Annotated in this window: 18 protein-coding genes; 13 read left to right on the top strand and 5 right to left on the bottom strand. The window is 46.2% G+C overall.

What is annotated here, in order from left to right:
• Positions 1-47 precede the first annotated feature (47 nt).
• A complete protein-coding gene (locus KDM90_RS03795) occupies positions 48-1,148 on the bottom strand; it encodes an HD-GYP domain-containing protein (protein ID WP_212674218.1) in 1,101 nt (366 codons plus the stop codon).
• 205 nt (positions 1,149-1,353) lie between these two features.
• On the opposite strand from KDM90_RS03795, the gene KDM90_RS03790 reads away from it, so the two are divergent.
• Genes KDM90_RS03790 through KDM90_RS03780 form a run of 3 tightly spaced genes read left to right on the top strand, consistent with a single transcriptional unit; the run spans position 1,354 to position 4,767 of the window.
• Complete coding sequence (locus KDM90_RS03790) at positions 1,354-2,853, top strand: tetratricopeptide repeat protein (protein WP_212674217.1); 1,500 nt, start codon at positions 1,354-1,356, stop codon at positions 2,851-2,853.
• Positions 2,843-3,511, top strand: coding sequence for an IspD/TarI family cytidylyltransferase (locus KDM90_RS03785; RefSeq protein ID WP_212674216.1), 669 nt, complete (start codon positions 2,843-2,845; stop codon positions 3,509-3,511). Before KDM90_RS03790 ends, KDM90_RS03785 begins: the two co-directional genes overlap by 11 nt.
• Positions 3,508-4,767 (top strand): RuBisCO large subunit C-terminal-like domain-containing protein, encoded by a 1,260-nt coding sequence (locus KDM90_RS03780; protein WP_212674215.1) that lies wholly within the window; start codon positions 3,508-3,510, stop codon positions 4,765-4,767. Before KDM90_RS03785 ends, KDM90_RS03780 begins: the two co-directional genes overlap by 4 nt.
• A gap of 115 nt (positions 4,768-4,882) precedes the next feature.
• On the opposite strand, the gene KDM90_RS03775 is transcribed toward KDM90_RS03780, so the two are convergent.
• From KDM90_RS03775 to KDM90_RS03765, 3 genes are all read right to left on the bottom strand, one after another.
• Positions 4,883-7,195 carry a DUF6600 domain-containing protein gene (locus KDM90_RS03775; protein WP_212674214.1) on the bottom strand — a complete coding sequence of 771 codons (2,313 nt, stop codon included), beginning with the start codon at positions 7,193-7,195 and terminating at the stop codon, positions 4,883-4,885.
• Between the two features lie 309 nt (positions 7,196-7,504).
• A complete protein-coding gene (gene hslO, locus KDM90_RS03770; protein ID WP_212674213.1) occupies positions 7,505-8,431 on the bottom strand; it encodes an Hsp33 family molecular chaperone HslO in 927 nt (308 codons plus the stop codon).
• Positions 8,432-8,440: 9 nt separating this feature from the next.
• A complete protein-coding gene (locus tag KDM90_RS03765; RefSeq protein ID WP_212674212.1) occupies positions 8,441-8,971 on the bottom strand; it encodes a gamma carbonic anhydrase family protein in 531 nt (176 codons plus the stop codon).
• 56 nt (positions 8,972-9,027) lie between these two features.
• On the opposite strand from KDM90_RS03765, the gene KDM90_RS03760 reads away from it, so the two are divergent.
• From KDM90_RS03760 to KDM90_RS03715, 10 genes are all read left to right on the top strand, one after another.
• A complete protein-coding gene (locus KDM90_RS03760) occupies positions 9,028-9,879 on the top strand; it encodes a ferritin-like domain-containing protein (RefSeq protein ID WP_212674211.1) in 852 nt (283 codons plus the stop codon).
• A 29-nt stretch (positions 9,880-9,908) separates the two neighbouring features.
• Positions 9,909-10,901 (top strand): flagella assembly protein FlgT middle domain-containing protein, encoded by a 993-nt coding sequence (locus tag KDM90_RS03755; RefSeq protein WP_212674210.1) that lies wholly within the window; start codon positions 9,909-9,911, stop codon positions 10,899-10,901.
• A gap of 213 nt (positions 10,902-11,114) precedes the next feature.
• A complete protein-coding gene (locus KDM90_RS03750) occupies positions 11,115-12,008 on the top strand; it encodes an alpha/beta fold hydrolase (RefSeq protein WP_212674209.1) in 894 nt (297 codons plus the stop codon).
• A 177-nt stretch (positions 12,009-12,185) separates the two neighbouring features.
• Positions 12,186-12,800 carry an RNA polymerase sigma factor gene (locus tag KDM90_RS03745; protein WP_212674208.1) on the top strand — a complete coding sequence of 205 codons (615 nt, stop codon included), beginning with the start codon at positions 12,186-12,188 and terminating at the stop codon, positions 12,798-12,800.
• A 17-nt stretch (positions 12,801-12,817) separates the two neighbouring features.
• The gene (locus tag KDM90_RS03740; protein ID WP_212674207.1) at positions 12,818-13,333 is read left to right on the top strand and encodes a hypothetical protein; all 516 of its coding nucleotides are present in this window, start codon (positions 12,818-12,820) and stop codon (positions 13,331-13,333) included.
• A gap of 84 nt (positions 13,334-13,417) precedes the next feature.
• Complete coding sequence (locus KDM90_RS03735; protein ID WP_212674206.1) at positions 13,418-14,632, top strand: hypothetical protein; 1,215 nt, start codon at positions 13,418-13,420, stop codon at positions 14,630-14,632.
• Positions 14,633-14,901: 269 nt separating this feature from the next.
• On the top strand, positions 14,902-16,146 hold the full coding sequence (locus tag KDM90_RS03730) for a cystathionine gamma-synthase family protein (RefSeq protein ID WP_212674205.1): 1,245 nt from the start codon (positions 14,902-14,904) through the stop codon (positions 16,144-16,146).
• Between the two features lie 110 nt (positions 16,147-16,256).
• Entirely contained in the window at positions 16,257-18,767 is a 2,511-nt protein-coding gene (locus KDM90_RS03725; RefSeq protein ID WP_230409575.1) for an ABC transporter permease, read from the top strand.
• 87 nt (positions 18,768-18,854) lie between these two features.
• A complete protein-coding gene (locus tag KDM90_RS03720; RefSeq protein WP_212674204.1) occupies positions 18,855-19,247 on the top strand; it encodes a group II truncated hemoglobin in 393 nt (130 codons plus the stop codon).
• A gap of 60 nt (positions 19,248-19,307) precedes the next feature.
• A complete protein-coding gene (locus KDM90_RS03715) occupies positions 19,308-20,774 on the top strand; it encodes a DNA recombination protein RmuC (protein WP_212674203.1) in 1,467 nt (488 codons plus the stop codon).
• A 115-nt stretch (positions 20,775-20,889) separates the two neighbouring features.
• Here the strand turns inward: KDM90_RS03715 and KDM90_RS03710 are convergent, their stop codons facing one another.
• The gene (locus KDM90_RS03710) at positions 20,890-22,791 is read right to left on the bottom strand and encodes a tetratricopeptide repeat protein (RefSeq protein ID WP_212674202.1); all 1,902 of its coding nucleotides are present in this window, start codon (positions 22,789-22,791) and stop codon (positions 20,890-20,892) included.
• Positions 22,792-22,810: the final 19 nt, after the last annotated feature.

The raw sequence follows: 22,810 nt of genomic DNA, 5'->3' as shown, positions 1-22,810 counted from the left end.
TTTTTGTTGGGCAATCAATTCATGTCGCGATCAACCAAATGGTAGCCCTAAGTCGTTGGGCGCAACATGATTTTTCGGACGACATCATTAAATACTTGAACCATGTCCGGATCGAACTGGGTGTCGCTGTTCGCATTAATTTCCGAAATCGCACTGAGCAAACTTTTCTTGAACGTGCGATCTGAACGTTCAGTTGTGATTGAGCAAAATGTGTCGACGATTGCAAGCATGCGACCTCCCGGATGGATTTGATGCGCTTTGGCACCATTCGGATAGCCAGATCCGTCAAAGCGTTCATGATGATCGAGAACCATTCTGGCAGCTTGCTCCCATCCGCCAAAGCGGAGTAAAAACTGGCTACCAATGACGACGTGTTCTTGTATTTTTCTGAGCTCCTCTTTGGAGAGTGAGCCTTCTTTATTAAAAATATTATGTGGAATAAAACTCATCCCTACATCATGCATTAATGACGCTGCCTGTAGTTGAACGGGATCGACAGGTAATCCCAATGCTTGATTCAATTGTTCCGTCATTTGGACGACTTGATCACTGCGATTTTTCCTGTAAATGCTTAAGTTGTCGATATGTTCCGATAAATTGCGCATGAGCTCTAAATCAGGAGGAACTTCAAGCAGGATTTTTCTTGATTTGCTTTCCGGCGCGATATTCCGATCTTTTTTATCGAGCTGGAGAATAGCTTGCTGAAACTCGGGAACAACATTGAAAGGATTTAACCGACTCAAAAGACCGGAGCTGACTTCACACAGCAAGAGGCGGCGCGCGTTATTTGTTTGACGTGTGTTGATGAGTTCCGCTAACAAGTCTTCAATTTCGTCGCAAGCCAACAAGAGAAATTCACCGACGGCGGGAGCATAGGGAATTTGGTTTGAACGAATTTTTGCGACGATGTCTTCGACTTTATGTAGAGGTTCTGTGAAGGGCGTTAGTCCAACCATCTGGCAATTGCCCTTCAGGGAGTGGAGGGCTCTAAATAATCGATGCACATGATCATTGCTGCCACCTTGGTCTAAAGCCTTGACGCAAATTTCCGTTTCCGCACAACTTTCTCTTGTGCATGCGACGAAGTCATCGATGATGGTCCGTTCCATCGCAAGAAATTCTGGGCAGCTCAGACTGTTGGTTTCCATATTTTCCCTGTAGAAAATGAGGCATTTTGGGGAGCTAGCGTATCAGTATTGAGTTCGCTTCAACGAAAACTGTAATTAAAAGACAACGCTAAGAGATTGATCGAACAGGCAGACACTATAATAGCGTTCAAAATTGCTTAAGAGTATCTTTTGTAAGTTTATCGTCGATTATTTGTTTCTTTTTTGGTGTTTTTGAGAATCCACATTGTCCACTGTATCGCAACAATATGATCGAGATCTGCTGCAGATGCTATGGCAGCGAGGGGACTATCTTCGCTTGGAAGAAACGGTCAGTCAGCTTTTGAAGCACGATGGACATGATACGGTTTTGTGGAAATGGCTAGCGCAATCCTTGATACGACAAAATAAGTCACAGGCGATATTCGAGTTTCTAGCAAATTATTTACTGCCCTCAAACGACACGGCAGTATTAGAGCAATTGGGGGTAACCTACTTAAATCATCATCTGTTTGTGATTGCAGAACAATTATTCTTACAGGCGCTAGAGCACGACAAGACTGCCTCAACCGTTCGCTATAATTTCGCCGTCTTGCGTCAACGGCAGTGCCGATATCCAGAAGCAGACCATTTACTGCATCAGGCGATTCTCGATAACCCCGAGCTAATGCCAGCCTATTTCGCCTTTGGCCTAGGTTTGATGCAACAAGGTAAAGCACAACAAAGTCTCGATTTTTTCGAAAAAGCTTGCGAAGTTTTTCCTTCGAATCCAACCATGCAATTACACCGTGCCGACGCGTTGCGAGCGAATCATCATGTGGAAGAGGCTGCAAGAATTTATTTGCAATTAATTCCCATGCTGAAGGATTCAGATCATTTGTTGTTGAACTTGGGTCTGGCTTTGAAAGACTTAGGTCGATTTGCTGAGAGCCTTCATTCAATCCGCAACGCATTGAGAATTCAGTTTTTTAAATTGAAATCGGATGGCAGTCAGGTACTAGTGTCGCCTAAATTGTTTATCCCGAAAACAAAGATCCTCGACCCAGATCTTGCATTGCAGGCCTTAGGTGATGTGAGGAGATGCTTACAAGATGCGCAAATCGAGTGGTGTTTATATGCAGGAACCTTGTTGGGTATTGTGCGCGACGGCGCGTTGATCGAGGGTGACAAGGATCTTGATATCGCAATACACTACGATGTTGACCGCGATAGATTGATGCAAATCTTAATGGCACGCCATGTTTTTCGTGTTTTGCCATCGCGGAAGATGAATAATGAACGTCCTTATATGAGTTCTATGAGTCTGGTGCATCAAGCATCGAAAATCGTGATCGATTGTTTTTTCTTGCGACCTGATGGCGATCATCATTTTATTTCGGGCGTGGAGCATATTGGTCAGGATGTCTTAGCGCGGGTTAGACGTTTTGAATTCAAACAAATTCGTTGGAAAGATGCAAGTTGGTCTGTTCCGTCGGAGCCCGAACAGTATCTGCAAGATGTGTATGGTAAAGATTGGCGTAAGCCGGACCCTTATTTTGATACGATGATTTCGAATCCAGGACGTGTGCAAGCCGCGATTCCCGTCGTCTTATGCTATGGATATGCAAAATTGTGTGGTGCTTTAAGTTCTGGCGATTACTTGCGAGCTGCGGCGTATTGTCGGCAGCTTCTCGCTCGAAATCAAGACGCTATTTTGGAAGATATTGCAACCTGGTGCCAGGGGCAGAAGGTCATGAATGACGCATAACTTAATCGCGGATCTTAGTATCCTTATCCCAGCCTGTGGGATTGGCGAGCGTCTTGGGCGAGGTCCCAAAGCATTGCTTGAAATAGATGGCGAGACTCTGTTGCGACACCTTAGCCGAAAAGCCTTATCGATATCTTCAGAAGTCGTGATTGCTGCACCTTTGCGTTTTGTGGAGCAATGGCGAAACGAGTATCCAGATTGTCGTGTGGTTGCAGGTGGTGATACACATTTACTTTCGATGCGCGAGTTGGTGATGGCAAGTACGCGACAATTTTTGATTAATTTGAACGTCGCGATGCCAATGATGAGTCGTCAATTAATTCGCTCTGTTTATGAGGCAGCGTGCTTGCATGGTGTCGCAGCAGCGTATATGCCGCCTGACTTGCCGGTGGCAGAAATAAGAAACGGTAAGATTACACGTATCTTGTCTCGTCACATAAGCGGTATCTTGCAAGGGCCAAATGCGTATCAGCGCGGATTATTTTTAAAGATGATGGGTCAAATGAATGCGCAAGACTGGGAGTGCCAGTCGTTTTTGGAAATCGCAAGCAAGCAAGGTATCCAAATCGCTACTGTCATGGGTGAGCGCGAAAACATCAAAATAACGACTGAGACCGATTGGCAACGGGCACAGATTTTAAAGGATTATTTGCAATGAGTTCTGCAGGCAAAATAGACCAACAAAATATCGCGCTCTACTTGTGGGATGATGCGCTTCCTTTAGATGATTACATCATTGCCGAATACGAAGTCACAACGAATATTCAGCCACAACACGCGGCAGTTGCGATGGCAATGGAACAGAGTGTTGGGACTAGTAAGATTCAACACTATTTAGACGGGATTGAATTAAGTACATTTACGATCCGTGTTCGAGATATTGAGCAATTGCCAGAGGAGGTCTGTTCTCCTGTATCCGCCTATTCATTGGTCACGGCAGTGTATCCACAAGAGGCGCGTGATCAGCACACTTATGCAATTCGATTGGCGATTCCAAAGAAAATATTAATGAATAAGCCAGTTCAATTTTGGAATATTTTGGTTGGTGAATTGCCTCGCCTTGGATTCCTCACGCGATTTCGGTTCAAGGACATACAACTCGGAGATGACTTTGGTCCAGGCCCCGCTTTTGGGATAGAAGGAATTCGTCAATTGAGTGGGGTACAGCATGGCCCTTTATTGTGTCGTTCGATGCGACCAGCGCTTGGCTTGGACACGGAAACCATGGCCGCGTTGAATCAGGATACGTTAGTAGGTGGTTTTCATCTGGTAAAAGATGATGAACTCATGCTGTTCGAAAATTTTGAAAAATTTAAAGTCCATGTGCTTGCAATGTTGGCTGCTCGCGACCGTGCACGTGCTGCAAGCAACGAGAAGAAACTCTACATTGCGAATTTACTGTGTGAGCCTTGGGAATTGCAAGAGCGCTGGGATTTTTGTTGTGAGCAGGGGGTGGACGGTGTATTGATTGCTCCCTGGATACAGGGACTCGGTTTCTTACAATATTTAGCTGAACAAAAAAAGATGTTCATCTTGGCACACAATACATTTCTTGAAATATTTAATCGGCATCCTGATTGGCGAGTAAGTGATCGTGTGATTTTTAAATGTTTGCGAGCGCTCGGTGCTGATATGTTTGTCACTCCAGGTAACTTTGGCGAAGCAAACTATCAAGGCGAAGAATTTTTATCGGCTTGTCGTGATTCGCGCGAAACAATAAAAAAACCGATGTTGCCCATTTTGCAGGGAGGTAAACATCCGAATGGCCTATCCGATTATCACCGCGCAGTTGGATGCGATGATTTTATGTTAATCGTTGCGAGTTGGATTGATGAATATCCATTAGGATTAGCACGAGGTGCGGCTGCTTTTCGAGATGCATTGCAGATATCTTCGACGAATAATCCAAAGTAAATCTTGGTGCCAGAGAGGTATATCTTATTCGGCCAGCTCAATGCGGACGCCAAAAGTTAGAAAAGACTTCGTGCCGAGCGAAGTCTTTTCTTTTTTTAAGTTGCGAATGACTTGCTTAGCGCTCTCGAACTTCACGCTTTGATTCTTTGCGTTCGTCAGACGATTTTTCGCGCTCATGGCGTTCTGCCTTGATGGGGGCAGACTCTCGACGTGGCTCAGGCGTTGCTATTTTCTGTTCGATGGGGCGAGGCATAGCGGTCTCACGTGAGTTTGACTGCGGTACTTCGCGGATTATTGTGGCTGGGCGATCAACAGTTCGTTCATTCCTACGCTCAAACCTATCCATATTCCGCTCAATTGGACGCTCGTTGCTGTTCTCCACGGGGCGAGCGATGGGTGCCGCAATTATGGTGTTATTTGATCCAGAACTGCTCGAAGTGGGAACATTATTGCCCCTAAGTTCACGATTTGTATCCATTCTGTTTGAATTCCAATTACCCCGGTTGGTCTCATTCCAGCGTTCAGGTGAATTCGGGCTAGTTGGGTCAAAGCGTTCAGTACGAATACGATTCGCGTTACGTTCCTGCTGCATTTCATCGGTGGTGCGAATTCCCGTGTTAATTTGTGCGTTATTCGGTGCGCTAATGGTGCTGGTTGAGTCCGCGTTGTTCGTCACCGAATTCGTGCTTCGGGGATCCGACGAAATGGCTCGTTCAAAGCGATTCGTGTTTCGCTCGCTGCTACTACGATTTGGTGGTGTCGTGATTGCGCCATTGCCACTGTTTATCGCATTGTTCGTAGGCCTAGGTTGATCTTGAATTGGAGTGAGTGGCGTATTGAATCCAGCAGGATGATTGTTTCCAACACGATTGCTCACGGCGTCCGAACGACGACCGCCATCATTCCGATTGATTTCGGGGCGGTTGTGATCGCTGATGTTTGCGCCCGAAACTACGGGGCGAGCTCGGAATTGGTCATTTTCTTGCCAATTTCTTGGACGCGCATCACCAAATCGATTATTTCTATCGGGAGTGAGTTTGCTCACTTCGTCGTTGACGCGAAGATTCTTGACCTCATTCGCACGAATGCTGGTTGACACCGGAAACACGTGTTCGCCACGCACAAAGCTTTGTGTCGGGACCGATGTAATTGCATTGTGAACATATTGATTGCGATAATTTGTATGCCCGCGTTCATCTTCTTGCCTATACTTATCCGTACGACGATCGCGCTGTACAACTGTCGTATGATTGATAATGACAGTTTGGTTGATATTCTGAACATAGCGGGAGTTGCGGGTGTAATAAGGGCGATAGGCTTCCCCAGGTCCGAGCGGGAACCACGATACATTCGGTCCAAAAGTATGTCGATTGCTTAAACTAATGCCCGCACTTAGGCCGCCACTTCCAACCCCGACAAACGCGACTAGGGCTGGGGCGTAAATGGCACGATGGTGCCGTTCATAGCGTCCAGGTATCCAACCCCACCGATGCCCAACATAGGCCCAGCGACCGTAGTGGTAGGGGGCAAATCCCCACGGGGAACGATCGACCCAAGTCCATCCCCAAGGCGAAACCCATACCCACTTACCATCTCGATAAGGTGCCCATCCAACGGACAGTCCACGCGGATACCAAACAGCACCGTATTCAAGATGCGTTTCCCAATTGCCATATTCGTCCAACTGCTGGTAACCAACCATATCACGGGGAACGTAGCGCGCTGAAATTGAATTGTCTTCCGCTCGATCGCGGTCTGATGCCCATTGATCGAAAGTATCGAACGGTGGAACACGAGTGATTTGGGTGTGGTTGAGGTTGGTGCCCGAAAAGCGAGTTTGTTCGTTCTCACGTAAGGTGATGATGTCGCGATCCCCTTGCGCAACCGCGACCCCGCGACGTACGATGACCGAAGTTGTTTGGTCGTCATTCACATTGATCCGATATTCACCTGGTTCTTGGATCGATAAGCGCATGTTTGGTGTACTAATTTCAAAATTTTCACGGTCCTGCAGTGCACGGACTCGCACGACAATTGTTCCTTGTGATAGTTGGATTTGTGTGTTGTCGTCGGTGAGGCTGATAAAGCTGAGTCGTGTTCGTTCATGCATTCTTAAAGCATTGGCACCCACTTGTAATTCCGCCCGACCTGCATCAGCGACAAAAACACTGTCACCGCTAGAAATCGGTCGATTTGGCAAAAGTGGAACCCATTCATTACTTCCTGCGTCAGCAAAGTTAATGGTGCCGAATGCATAGCCGATACGAGCAATCCTACCCGGTGGCTCGTATTGGTCATTGTTTTCAGCTTCGATAGGAGGATTTGCTGGAGACACAGATTGCGCTTGTGCTGTATGAATTAAGAGTGAGGCAGCCAATCCCACTGTGGTCAATTGTAATAGTGTTTTCGCTGGTTTGAATTTAGTCATGATAGGTCTTTCGAGTTCTGTATCGATTGAAAGAGCGATGTGAATTTACCTGTAGGGTGCTAACGCACTCGACCTCAATTTGGATGTCACAGAAATTGGCAAATTCAAAATAAATGTGAAAGTGATTGTAGGGAGTGATCATCGTTCGCGTTAAATATTTTACCTACGCTTACAATGTTGACTATTGAATATCGTGCGATGAGATTTCAGGGGGGGGCGATCACCACAGCGCTGAGTCAAGGCAGGCTCCAATATAAGTTGGAGTAAGGCCAGACTGTCGCTGTGGCTGTGCTTTGAGGGAGGTTGTGGCTAATGCTGATGTTGACTCGGTGAAACAACACCTTCACTTAAGGTCGATGCCTTGAATAACTGTGCGCAATCGATCTGATCGAAGCTGTAATGTTGACCACAAAAATCACAGTTGATTTCGAGTTTATTTAGTTCGTTGAGCGCGCTTGAGACTTCTTCTTCGCCTAACATCTTCAACATATCGCCCACTTTTTCGCGCGTACAACTGCAATGAAACTGCGGAAACACGGGATCAAAGACGCGAATCGTTTCTTCCCAAAATAGCCGAGTCATGAGCGTTTGAATATCCGTGCTCAGCAACTCTTCCCTTTTAAGGGTACTTCCTAAGATGACCGCTCGGTTCCATGCTTCAGTTTCGTCTTCGACCGTCGACTCAGTACCGCCATGTTTAGGGAGTTTTTGTAATAAAAGTCCGCGGGTTTGGTGCTGATCTGCAGCGAGCCAGAGCTTAGTATCAAGTTGCTCAGAACGCATCATATAATTCTCAATAATCGTAGAAATCGAATCCCCATCGAGCGGAACTATTCCTTGATAAGCCTGTTGTCCTGGTAATTTGTCATTGGGATCCAAAGTGATAACAAAGCGTCCTTGTCCATGCCGATGAACAAGTTCAGTCAGCGTTGCATCGTCTTGAATCACCATGTCTGGTGCTAACTTCGCTGTTGCTCGAAGTTTTAGTTCTGCATCACATTCCACCACCATGAGTCGGACTGGGCCGTCTCCGTGAATCTGCATCACCATCGTACCGTTAAATTTCAAATTGGCACTAAGTAAAGATGCGGCTGCCAACAATTCGCCTAACATTGCTGCGACTGGCTTTGGATAGTCTTGGTGCGATAGAATTTCTTGCCAAGTATTGGGTAACTCGACTAACTCGCCACGCACACCCGCGTGTTCAAACATAAATTTTTGTAATTGATCTTTCACTGCGTTTTCCTATTCTTGGTCTATGCGCTTCAAATTGACGCGATACGCTCGTGCGCGATCGACGTAGTTTTGGGTATTGCTATGCATTTGAGCAATCGCTTCTGGTGTCAGTGTGCGTACCACTTTGGCTGGCGAGCCGACGATCAAAGAATTGTCGGGAAATTCTTTGCCTTCAGTGACCAATGCACCGGCGCCAACTAGACAATTCTTTCCGATTTTTGCACCGTTTAATAGCACTGCTTGAATGCCAATTAGGCTTCCTTCTCCGACACGACAGCCGTGTAGCATTGCGTGGTGTCCGATCGTGACATTATTCTCAATTGTGAGCGGAAATCCAGGATCGGTATGCAAAGTGCATGATTCTTGCACATTGCTGTTTTCACCGATGTGGATGAGTTCGTTGTCGCCACGAATGACACTGCCAAACCAGATACTCGCATTCGCATCGATTTTGACGTGACCGATGACCTTTGCACTGTCGGTAATGTAAGCACTTGGGTCGATTTCAGGAGAAATCTCACCTAACTGATAAATAGCCATGAATCTTCCGTAAAATAGAGGTATTCCAAAATAATCGCTATTTTAACGCTCAACGCATGAATTCACCGACCCCTGAACATATATTTGATATTGAATTGCTATCGATTAAAGAGCGAGAGCTACGCCAACTGGCATTAATGTGCTTGAAGGAGTCCGATGCGAAAGTGAAGGCGCATAAGGTTACCGCACTGAGAACTGCTTGGTTAGAGGGACAACTGAGTCTCGATAATGTACAAGCAATTGACGCGCCAGCCAGTATTCCAGGACGCCCGCAAAAGCCAGAATTGGTACCTCCTCTGGATGTTAAACGTCGTGCAATGAATACCCATGAAGGGCGTGCAAGTTTGATTCATGCGTTGGCTCACATTGAATTTAACGCGATTAATTTAGCACTTGATGCGGTGTGGCGTTTCACCGATATGCCTGAAGCCTACTATGTGGATTGGTTACAAGTGGCCCAAGAAGAAGCTTATCATTTCAGTCTGCTCGCCAATCACTTGGAAACCATGGGTTTTCATTACGGTGATTTTTCCGCCCACAATAGTTTATGGGAATTGGCTGAAAAGACGCAGTCAGATGTGTTAGCAAGAATGGCGCTCGTTCCTCGCACGATGGAGGCAAGAGGACTTGATGCAACACCGGCGCTAAGAGCGAAGTTGGCGCAAGCCAAAGATTTCGCGGCGGCTGAAATCCTCGACATTATTCTACGTGATGAAATAGGCCATGTTGCCATCGGTAATCGATGGTTTGGATTTCTCTGCCAGATGCGACAATTGGACCCAATCGTGTGTTTTGCAAAATTGGCAGAGCAATATCGAGCGCCGCAACTTCGAGCTCCTTTTAATGTCTCTGCGCGTTTAGCAGCGGGATTTACAGCAGAAGAATTGCATGCGATGAAAATAAACTAATTTCCGCTTAATTGACGAAGGGAACCGGAATGCTTTTTCATGCTGAGAACAGACGACAAATGCTTGCTGCTACTTGGCTTGAGTCTACCAAAACTATTTGTGTTTGCTTGCTGATCTTAATACTAAGTTCAGTTCAAACTGGTTGCGGCTTATTCTCAAAAGCAAAGCCAGCTCCATTGCCAGAGCAGAGAATTTTGAAGAAAAAAGTCGTTATCACAGGATTTGCAGTAAATGTTCCTATGCAAGTTCAGGATTTAGACGATATTTCGCTAGGACTGCCTCGTGAGATGTTGAATCGCCTTGACCGGTCTGGAAATTTTTTAGTGCGTCAGTCAAAAGGATTGTTATCGTTTGATTATCAACAAAGTACGCCATCGGCAAAATTAGTCCAACAAGTCGCAGCGGAAAATGATGCGCAATTTGTGATCGCTGGTGAAATCAAGAATGCGGGTGTGCGTGCTGATAAAAAGTATTGGGGACTGTGGGAAAATCGGCAACGTCATTTAGAAATTGAGTTTTCTATTTATGATGGTATCAGTGGCGCGTTTTTGAGTCGACATCACTTGTATCGGCCTTCTGAGGACGACAGTAAAGTGGGGCGTGATAAACCGTTTGGCAGTGTGGCTTTCTATGCGACCAATTTTGGTAAAGCAATCGATTTGTTAGTTGAGGAATCGGTCGCGTGGATACGTAAAGATTTGGCACCGATGCCCATGATGGCAAAAATTTTACAGGTGAATGGGAAGCAAATTGTGTTAGATACTGGGGTGACGTCAAATTTGATGGTCGGTGATGAAGCTTTGCTCCTCTCGGATTTTGATCAATTGCCAGTATTAGGTCTCAGTTCGCAACAAGCGCGCCCAGCAAATTTGGGAATCCCGCAAGCGACGATGGGTAAAATTAAAATCCATCAGGTGCAAATGCAATTCGCCGTTGCCGAACTGCTTGGTGAAACGGAAATTGAGGCTGTGAAAGTCAAAGTCGGTGACGTCATTCGATTTGATGCATTAAAAGCAAATTAGGGATAGCCTTGGTTTTTTGCGTTGCGATCAAAGCTTTGTAGTGGGGCAAGCATCATCTTAGTCGCCGAAACCGAAGTAAGTCAAAAAAATGAAAGGGAATGCTGACGTGAATAAGGCAGCATTCCCTTTTTATTTTTGTGTACTGCAGCAAAATGGAACGATTCAGTTATAATTATCGAACGGTCGTACTATTTTTGTCTAAAGGTTAATGCTATGAAATCCAGTCGTTCTGAATTTATCGCCTTGCGCGGTTTGAACATGCACGTTCGTCATTGGGGAAATCCCGACGCTCCCATTTTATTTATGGTTCATGGCTGGATGGATGTCGCAGCCTCTTTCCAATTCATTGTTGACTGCTTGGCACAAGAATGGCATGTGATTGCCCCAGATTGGCGGGGGTTTGGTTTAACAGAATATCCTAAAGTGGAGAGCTATTGGTTTCCAGACTACATCGCGGATCTTGATGCGATTTTGCAGCACTACTCTCCTGAGCAAGCGGTCAATTTATTGGGGCACAGCATGGGTGGGAATATATCGATGATTTATGCTGGTGTGAGACCTGAGCGGATCGCACGTTTGGTGAATTTGGAAGGCTTTGGGATGCCAATGACACAAGCCAAACAGGCACCGGGTCGCTATCGCAAATGGTTGGATGAATTGCGTGAAACGCCCACTTTGCGTGATTACGCTAATTTGTCTGAAGTTGCGGGACGTTTACAAAAGACTAATCCCCGTTTGTCAGATGTGCGTGCCGATTTTCTCGCGCAACACTGGTCGCGTCAAAATCAGGCGGGTCGATGGGAGCTTTTGGCTGACCCAGCGCATAAAAATTCTAGCCCTTTGCTTTATCATGTCGATGAGGTCTTGGAATGTTGGCAAAATATTAGTGCACCAGTCTTGTGGGTAGAGGCAAGCGAGACTGATATTTGGCGCATGATTGGTTCTAAGGATGAGGCGAGAGTTGAAATTGATCGTCGTATGCAATTCATTCCCAAGTTACAAACCAAAGTAATTCTTGATGCAGGACATATGCTGCATCATGATCAACCGGAAATTTTGGCGCAGTGTGTAGAGGCGTTTCTACGTGAAGATAGTGTGACAAAATAAGGAAAAATTTTTGGATTGAAGAGCCAGTGCGAATAAAGCACTGGCTTTTTTTTGTCGTGAGATTGTCAGTGATCTTCAAATTTTTTTAAAAAATAACGAAATAGGTGGGAACTTTTCGACCTCTTGATGGGAATATAGGTATAACCAATCGAGGCATGATTTGCGAACTGATGAAGAATGAATGAACTAATCAGCGACACCGAATTAGTAAGACGTATGCGCCAAGGTGAACAAGTAGCCTTCGCAGAACTCTATCGCCGTCACCAAGCTGCACTGTACCGGTATGCGCTGTTTCGCTGCGGATCAGCTGCGAGCGCAGCGGATCTTGTGCAAGATGTCTTCATGGGACTCTTAACAGGGAAGTTTGTATTTGATGCTTTGAAAGGGCAGTTCTTGAATTTTTTGTTCGGTATTGTAAGAAATTTGTCAATGAAACGCGATGCGATAGCACTTCGTCACTTGAGCAAATTGCCGTCAAGCGATGAAGAATTGGACAGCTTGGAAAACGTGGATGAAGTCGAAATCCCAAGTGATGAACAAGGGCCATTGGAACGCGTGTTAACCAATCAAATGGCAGAAGACTTACGGTTGGCGATCGCGGGATTGGCTCCACATTATCGCGATGTTTTGATTCTCTTTGAAATACAAGAATTATCTTATCTCGATATTGCCGACATATGTGAGATCAATGTAGGAACAGTGCGATCGCGTCTTGCGAGGGCGCGTGCGGCACTTGCGGATAAGATGCAGACCTATCGCTCACGTGATCTTGGAACGATAAAAAATTGCTAGTGAATACGGGAAAGTCAATGTTAACTACCGACCAAATCAATCAGACTTTGCGACCAGCTTTAAGCAATTTGAAACAGGAAATGTTGCAACTCAATACGCCAATCGAAGTCGAGGCGCGACTTCTTGCGGCTTTTTCTCAACAATTTCCAAGCAAGCCTTGGTGGAAAAGATGGTGGCGCGAACCTTCGCAGTTAGCCGGATTGACGGTGATCGCGAGCTTGGTGTTGATGCTTATTCTGGCAGATCCAATGAGCCTCACTGGTCGATCTGTTTCCCCCATGCACAATGATAGCGACGTGTCTAGGTCTGATCTTGGTGATTATGAAGAAATTCCGTTTATTGCCCTCAATAGCGGCGAGGCGATTTTAAAGCAAGGAACAATGCGAATCGTTGAGACCGAGGTGCCGCAATCATTTTTGGCATCCTACGGCGTATCTGTTAGCCCTCAAACGGCAGGTGAATACGCTAGGGCGGAAGTGTTAATTGGTGAGGATGATGAATATCTCGCTGTACGTTTTGTTCCGAGTGAGTAGGGTTTATTCTGGTCTCGAAAGCGATAAATTGAGTCGCAATCGAACGATCATTGCATTGTCATTTTGTGTAAGAGGAGATGGAATATGTTGAATACGAAAAAATGTTTGTTGGCCACAGTGTTGGCAGGATTGGTTTTGTCATCTGTACCGCAAGTGTATGCACGACAAGTTGAGAGCGGAGGACAGACTCATCTTGTTTTGGGTTCTTCAATGCAAGACCTCGATCAAGAAAATGCGGAGCTTAGAGTGACAAAAGAAGGCGCGAAAAAAACGGAAATCCGCCGTGAAGTGATCTTGAATCGATTGCCTTTAGGGACTGACTTGGCTGGGATGAGTAATTTATCGCACGGTGCACAAATTATTCGTATGGGCGACAAGACCGTGAAGAATGCACCCTATAGTGCCGAAGTCATCGTCGAATCGATTCAGAGGCTAGCAGATGGAAATACTCTATCTAGCAAAATAAGTAGTAACTGGTATCGAGACACGCAGGGACGCACCCGAGAAGATATCCGCGATGCCAAAGGTGAGGTGCGGGAGGTGGTGATTTCAGACCAGGCCGATCGTCGAATCATCTTAAATCCAAGGTCAAAGACTGCAACGATACTTGCTACGCGTATTCACATTCTTGGAAAAGATGGCAATAAAATGCCGATGGATATCGTGACCGAAAACATCTCGAAATCAAAGGACGGAAAAAACGTCATTGAACTGAAGTTAGCGGAGAGCGGTGACAAAAAGAATGAGCGGCATGTGCTCGTTCGGCGCGTTGAAAGAGACGAGAGCAAAGTGAATGGTGATGCTTTCAAAACTGTGACGGTTGACGTTCGAGGACCGGAAGGCGCGCCTAGGATTGAAATGTTTTCGAATGGGGCCTTGGAACCAGGATTCGCGCGGTTTTTTGGCGATGCTAAATGGGCAGCGAAGCGTCAAACGAAATCATTAGGCAGCAAAGAAATTGATGGCATTAAGTCCGAAGGAAAAGTCACGAGTTATGAAATTCCTGCTGGAGAAATCGGCAATACCCAAGCTATTTTGGTCAGCGATGAAGTCTGGACATCACCGGAATTGCAAATCACCGTGTATTCGAAACATAGTGATCCTCGTAGTGGTGAGAGAATTTATCGTTTGAATAATCTCAAACGCGATGACATTCCAGCTGCCATGTTTGTCGTGCCGTCAGATTACAAGATTCGTGACTTAGGAAAAATGACGTCAAAAGGGGTAAGCCTCGATCTCAACGAAAAGGGCGAAAAAGAAATGAAGATAGAGCGCGAGATAAAAATTGAAAAAAAATAGAATTTACTAATTAAAAAACGATCTCAACTAATTATTTCCTTGATCGAGTAATTTTCTTCGTTTTCCTTTAAAAATGGATTTATTTTGCTTAGCCAAAGCATAGGTGAATTGACCGGCGGTCAATTCGCCTTTTTTTTGTGTTTTATTGTTTCGTCTCGAGTCTAGCCAAGAAAACTGAAAATCAGTATGTGCTCCACTTTGACATCCTTAAACTAGGTTAAACTCTCGTTTTAGTTTGATCCGTTTTAATCCTTTGTCATTCATAGAATATGAGCACTTCATCCAACTACGGCTTTACCACCACGATTTTGCATAGCGACCGCCAAAAAGAGATTGAACATGGTTCTCCCCACAAGCCAATTCACACTTCGGTAACCTATGGTTATCACAATGCCCGCGAGTTAGCCGATGTCTTTCAAGGTAAAAAACCTGGATTTCGCTATGGCCGCCAAGGAAATCCCACGGTTGCTGCGTTGGAGGAGAAGATTAGTAAAATGGAAGACGGTGTGGCAAGTCTTTGTTTTGCAAGTGGGATGGCCGCAATTGGTGCCGTGTTTCAAGGTCTATTGCGACAGGGTGATCAGATTATTTCCTCACGGTTTTTGTTTGGGAACACGAACAGTGTTTGGCAAACTTGTTCTGAGCAAGGCATACAATTAGCGTTGGTCGATGCGACCAATGTCGCGGAAGTCGAAGCTGCGATCACGCCACAGACGCGCATGGTATTCGCGGAAACAATCGCAAATCCGCGTACGCAAGTGGCAGATTTGCTGCGTATCGGTGAGCTATGCCGTGCTCGGGGTATTTTGTATGTCGTAGACAATACAATGACCTCACCGTATCTATTTCGTGCAAAAGAAGTGGGCGCTGGACTTGTCATCAACTCATTAACAAAATCCATTGCGGGCCACGGCAATGTACTCGGTGGTGCGATCACAGATACCGGTGTTTTTGATTGGAGTGCATACCCGCATATCGCTGCGAATTTCCGTAAGCTGGATAGATTCCAACAGGGCATGGCGCAACTTCGCGCAAAGGCGTTACGGGATTTCGGTGCATCGTTGTCGCCTGAAGCAGCACATCAAATTGCGGTGGGTGCCGAGACACTTGCGTTAAGGATGGAGCGTGAAAGCGCGAATGCATTGGCGTTGGCGCAAATGTTGGAATCCGATCCACGCGTAGCAGTCGTGCATTATCCAGGCTTACATTCTCACCCCCAACATGAGTTAGCGAAACGATTGTTTCGTGCATTTGGCGCATTGCTCAGTTTTGAATTAAAACCTGAAATAGATTGCTTTGACTTCCTCAGTCATTTGCAATTGGCAATTAATGCGACCCATTTGGGGGATACCCGAACATTGGTGATTCCAGTTGCGCATACGATATTTTTCGAGATGGGACCAGAGCGCAGAGCCGAGATGGGTATTGTTGATTCATTGATCCGCGTTTCTGTTGGGATTGAAGATACCGAGGATTTGATGGCGGATTTTGGACGTGCACTTGCACAGTTTTAATCTCTGACAATCAACCAGTTCTGGGATTGCATTGACCACGAGTCTGCGGTTGCAACGACCAAAAATGCAATTTTTTCAGTCGATAGTGTGTGTGAAAAATGAGGGACGATATGCAATTTTCAATTTGGCGTTTTGCACTGAAGATGTTGCAGCGAGATTGGCGTGCAGGGGAATTGCGTTTTTTACTGATAGCGCTGATTGTCGCGGTCGCTTCTTTGTCTTCAGTCGGTTTTTTTGTTGATCGCTTACGTAGCGGCTTGGAACGCGATGCACATCAAGTTCTCGGAGCAGATTTACTCGTGACATCGACGAAGGAGATTCCGACTAGTTGGAAAGAATTAGCCAGTACCTATCAGTTGCGTCAAGCCCAGACGGTGGTGTTCCCAAGTATGGCTTTAACAGGAACCGGAGAATCTGGCCGTGCGAAATTGGTCACGCTCAAAGCCGTTACCGATTCCTATCCTTTACGCGGTCAACTCAAACTTCAGCAAGGTACACGCGAAGTCGCTACGACATCAATTCCAAGGCGAGGCACGGCTTGGATCGACCCAGCATTATTCGGTAGCTTAAATATTCGTTTGGGTGACACGCTACGTTTAGGGGAACGAGAATTTGTGGTGGAACAAAGTATCGCCTCTGAACCAGACCGCGGCTCCGGGTTCCTCGGATTTTCACCGCGCGTGATGATTGCCTTTGATGATCTCGCTGCGACGGAATTGGTACAGGATGGTTCGCGAGTCACCTATCGACTGCTTGTCGCAGGTGATCAGACTGCCGTGGTGAATTTCAAGACAAAACTGGAAAAAGAAATCGATGTGGCTGGGTTAAAAGGAGTTCGGATTGAGACGATAGAGAATGGCAATGAACAATTGCGTGCAACCCTCGATCGCGCCGAACAATTCTTGGCGATGGTGAGTATGTTGTCGGCCATGCTGGCAGCGGTTGCCGTCGCGATGGCCGCGCGTCGTTATATGTTACGGCATATTGATGCATGCGCAATGTTGCGCTGTCTTGGACTGACACAAAATCAAGTCACTAAGATGTACTTGATCGAATTCTTGTTGCTGGGTTTATTGGGAAGTTTACTTGGTGTTCTTTTTGGCTACCTCAGTCATTTTCTATTACTAGAATGGTTGGGTAAATTGGTCAGCAACGACCTTCCTTTACCCACAATCCTGCCTGCTTGGCAAGGGGTATTGATCGGCATTCTGTTGCTAGTTGGGTTTGCAATGCCCCCTATATTGCAATTACGGAACGTGCCTCATAATCAAGTAATTCGACGTGAACAAGATGCGCCTAAGCCAATGGCGATATTGACCTATGGTTTTGGTTTATTGGTTTTTGTTGGCATCATGCTGTGGCAGTCTGGCAATATTAAAGTCGGACTGATGGTCGCCGTGGGCTTTATGCTCGGACTTTTGTTGTTTTCGCTGATCGCACGTGCGAGTATTTATTTACTCAAACATTTACGGTCGAGTTTTAATTTTGCTGCTTGGCGTTTCGCCATGACTGCATTGCAGAGACGACCTGGCGCGACCGTCATCCAAGTCGTTTCACTTTCATTGGGCCTAATGGCACTTTTGTTACTCACAGTTGTGCGAGGTGACTTGATCGCTGCGTGGAAGCAATCGACCCCAGCGGATGCCCCCAATCATTTTGTCATCAATATTCAACCTGACCAAAAAGATGCGATCGCGAAACGCATCAATGATTTTTCTCAGCCACAAATTTATCCCATGATGCGCGGCCGCTTGATACAGATAAATGATCGCGTCTTAAAGCCGGATAGCTATCAAGAAGAAAGGGCCAACGCGCTCGTCGAACGGGAGTTTAATTTATCAACGATGAGCGAGTTGCCGCCTTTGAATAAAATAACAGCAGGCGAGTGGTTTCAAGCAAATGGCCAAACGGAGGCAGAGGCCTCGGTCGAAGAAGGGCTGGCGAAAACCCTGAAGTTGCAACTAGGTGACATCATGAGCTTTGATATCGCTGGACAGAAAGTAAGCGCCAAAATAACGAGTTTGCGAAAATTGGATTGGGGCTCAATGCGTGTTAATTTTTTTGTCGTGATAAGCCCGAATGCGATGCGTAATATGCCCGCAACTTATATTACGGCAATGCGTATTCCCGACGATCAAAAGCAGTTTGCTAATCAATTGACTTTGGATTATCCGAACTTGACCGTGATGGATGTCGGCGCCATTTTGAAACAACTTCAAGACATTCTTGATCAAGTTATTTTGGCGGTAGAGTTTTTGTTTATGTTCACCTTAGCCTCAGGCGTGTTGGTTTTGTATGCAGCATTGGCGGGATCGCAAGATTTGCGCATGCGCGAAGCAGCCTTGTTGCGTGCGCTCGGTGCGACACGCTCGCAACTGTCGAAAGCACAGTGGTTGGAGTTCACCTTAGTGGGGGGCTTAGCTGGTTTATTGGCTGCGAGTGGAGCTACGGTTATTGGTTGGGCTCTCGCTACCTATGCTTTTAAGTTCGCATGGTCTTTTTCTCCATTGGTAATGATTGCAGGTGTAGGGGTTGGAGCAATTTGTGCCTTATTGGGCGGATGGTTGGGATTGCGGAATGTTTTAAATCAACCACCTCTGCTATCGTTGCGTAATAGCTAGAGGCAAGGGGGCAAGTTTGGTCGCGGGATGCTTCAATCCGGGAGGCCAAATCCTATCAATCGTGACGCTTATTTGTTTTCTTGAAAAATGGAAGAAGAAAAATCGAATCTGTATGCGTTAATCGGTGGCGCAGACAAACTACGTGAATTAGTGGACAGGTTTTATGACTTGATGCAGCTTGAACAAGAGTTCGCTGGTATTCATCAATTGCATCCGCAACCAAACGACAGTTCACGCGATAAATTGTTTTGGTTCTTGTCCGGTTGGATGGGAGGACCGGATTTATACATTAGTCAATTCGGTCATCCGCGCTTGCGCGCTCGGCATTTGCCCTATGCGATCGGTATCGCTGAGCGCGATCAGTGGCTACGATGTATGGCTTGGGCGATGCAGGATATTGGACTTGCGCAGTCTTTGCAGGAACATTTAATGCACTCGTTTTACCAAACGGCAGATTGGATGCGGAATACTCCGGGTTAGTAGAATTTGCGCATCGCGTGCTTTGCATGATCTGTATCATTATTTCGGGATTTTCCATTCATGAGCACACTAGAAATATTCCTATTCCTGTTCGGCGTCATTATCTTGATTCTTCAAGTAATGCTCCTTGTTCGTCAAAAACACGCTCAAGGCAACGCTCAAATCTTGGCATTGCAAGCCCAGTTGCAGCAAAATTTTTTGCAACAACAGCAAACGGATGAAAGATCTGAACGCAGTCTACGTGAGCAACTCCAGTCGACAAACCAAGCGACACGGCAAGAGATTGGTGTGAATTTCTCGCAATTTCAACAAAGTTTGACTGCGCAATTAACGAGCGTTGCGACAATACAAAACACACAGATTGATACGTTTTCGCAGCAACTAGTGAAACTCAATGAGAGCAATGCACAGCAACTCGAACAAATGCGTTTTTCCCTCGTGCAACAGAGTCAAACTGCGCGGGATGAACAAGGTTTGAGTCTTCAACGCTTTGCAGAGACTTTGAATCAAACGCTGTCGAATATGACAGAGTCGAACGCGCAACGTATGCTCGAAATTCGTTCCACACTCGAACAAAAAATTCAACAACTGCAAGCCGACAATGCAAGCAAGCTGGAGGAGATGCGGAAGACAGTCGATGAAAAATTACATGCAACTCTGGAGCAACGTTTAGGCGAGTCGTTTAAACAAGTATCGGAGCGCTTGGAAAAAGTGCATCAAGGTTTGGGCGAAATGCAGCAGCTTGCAATCGGAGTGGGTGATTTGAAGCGGGTCTTGACCAATGTGAAAACGCGCGGCACCTGGGGTGAAGTGCAATTGGAAATGATCTTGGAACAAATGCTCACGCCTGACCAATATGCAAAAAATGTCGAGACCATACCGCATAGTGGAGAGCGAGTTGAGTTTGCTATCAAATTGCCAGGAAAAGAAGACGATCGCGCACCGGTTTGGATGCCGATTGATGCGAAGTTTCCGAAAGAACAGTACGAAAGATTAATCGATGCCGCTGAACGTGCAGATGCGGAAGCGTTAGCGCAGGCTGGGAAAGAGTTGGAACGTGCGATTCGCAATGAGGCGAAGACGATAGCGGAAAAATACTTGTCACCGCCATTGACGACCGATTTTGCCATTATGTTTTTACCGACAGAGGGGTTGTATGCGGAAGTCATGCGTAGGCCAGGCTTGGCGGATGAATTACAACGTGTTTATCGGGTTTCGATTTCGGGGCCTTCAACTTTATCTGCCTTATTAAATAGCTTACAAATGGGTTTTAGAACCTTGGTTCTTGAAAAACGCTCGTCCGAAGTCTGGCAAGTACTAAGCGCAGTTAAGACCGAATTTAGTAAATTTGGGGATGTGTTGGCAGCGACGAAAAGTGCATTAGTGAAAGCAGCCGACAATATTGATAAAGCTGAAGTGCGTACGCGTCAGATGACGAGAAAATTGAAAATGGTGGAAGTGCTGCCGAATGATACAGCGAAAAGTGTGCTGGGAATTGAAGATGTCAGTGATGGTAGTGAAGTGTGACGTCGATTCGCAATAAGCTTGTTACGACGAGGCGGCCAAAATCGGTATGGTGCGTTTGGTCCTGAGGTCGACAAAACCTAAGGAGGTCGAGAAGGATCAAATTCGATGCTCAGATTCACGCACGAATAAAATCTCGCAGTTTGTTCGCGAGCATACTGAGTGCCTCTATCCATTGACCTACGCGTGCTTGTCTGATTAGGCTGACAGATTCATACCAAGGTGTTTTGTCATGATGGAGCAACCAACGCCAATCTGAATTTGCCGCAAGTAAGATTATGGTTGGAATACCCAAAGCGCCAGCGAGATGAGCAACGCTCGTATCTACGGTGACCACGAGGTCGAGGTGCGAGCAGAGCGCGGCGGTATCTGAAAAGTCGTGTAGCTGGTTTGAGAATTGTTGGATTTCAGGACGCGTATTTAAGTAGACCTTGTCTTTGATGGAGACTTCTTTTTGCAAGCAGAAATAGACAGCTTCTTGCGGTAGATAGTGGATCAGTTGTTCGAGCGAGATGCTGCGGCTGCTATCGTTCTTAAATTGGGGATTGCCGCTCCATACGAGGCCTATTCTTTTTTGCTTTTTTCTATGACGTGTATCGATTTCTTTGCCGAGACAATCGCTCAATAGTTTTTGCCACTGGTCTTTCTTCGATTGCGATACGCTTAAGTACGGGGGTAATGCAAAAATTCCGGCAATGTTAGACCGTAGTACGTACGGTAAGCTCATCAGTGGGAGATGAAAGTCAAAATGGGGTAGCGCTTCTCCACGCGCGACCAATTGATCAACGCCTTCTAAGTTTTCAAAGAGAGCGAATAGCGCGCTGGGAATTTCAAGCACGACGTGCGCACCGAGTGCTTTGATCTTGCGTGCGTAACGACAAAACTGAATAGTGTCGCCATAGCCTTGTTCAGCATAGAGTAATATGCATTTTCCGCTCAGTGTGCGATGCCCATCCCAACGAGTTTGGCTGAAGTTTTTTATTAGCTTAGGGTCGGAAAGAACGTCAGGATGCCAACGCTCCTCGTAGTGTGCCCATCCATTAAAAAAGTCGCCAATTTGTAGCTCGCACAAACCCAATCCGAAAAGGGCGATTGCGGATGTTGGATCGATCGCCAAAGCGGTCCGATAGCTGGCGATTGCAGCTGCATGTTGATTGGTGTAACGAAAAAGTTTTCCAAGATTGGTGTAGGCATGAATAAAATCTGGTTGGATCGCGATTGCCGATTCAAAATCTTTCCGTGCTGTGGCGTAGTCTCCTAATTCCATCGCTGCGAGGCCTCGACAGTTATATCCGGAGACATGGTGTGGATCGAGCGCAAGCGCGGTATCGCTGGCTGCGTAGGCAGCATGGTAGTCGCCGCGATGAAAGTAAAGTTGGCTCAAATTGAGGTGAGCTTGTTTGAGTGAAGGCTGAATGTTGATGGCGCGTTCGAAATTACTTTGTGCAAGGTCGAGTTGGCGCATTTTTTGTAGGATGTTGCCGCGATTAAAATGTGCAATTGCGTAGTCTGGATCGAGCTCAATCGCCATATTAAGGTCAACTAACGCCTTCTCATGTTCATGCATTTCATCATAGGCGTTAGCGCGATTGCAATGGGCCTCGGCCCAATTGGGGCGCAATTGTAATGCGAAGTCAAAATACTGGATAGATTGACGATAGTCTTGTACATGAAAGTAATTCAGTGCCAAAGCAAAAATCAGATGGGGATCATTATTCTTTGTCTGCAGAATAGTGCGCAGTGCTTGAATGGCGACGGCATAGTTGCCCAAATCAGAAGCAGCTTTTGCGAGATTGGTCGCCACAGCGAGATCCTGTGGTTTGATTGCATTGGCTTTTATAAGGAGTTCGAGTGCGAGATTGAGTTCGCCTAACTGCGCCGCAATGACACCAGAAAGCTGTAAGGCATCAAAGTTTGCTGGATCGTGCTTTAACACGTCTTGATATTTGGCGCGCGCCTCACTGAGTTGTCCAGCTTGATGTAATTCAAAACCTGATTGCAGTATGTGCTGGAGATCCATTTTCGAGGAGTACGCTTAT

Origin of the sequence: Affinundibacterium fentianense (genome assembly GCF_018139545.1) — a bacterium.
GTDB lineage: Bacteria > Pseudomonadota > Gammaproteobacteria > Burkholderiales > Burkholderiaceae_D > Undibacterium > Undibacterium fentianense.
Note: the sequence above shows the minus strand (reverse complement) of the source record. Positions and strands in the feature narration are given on the sequence as shown.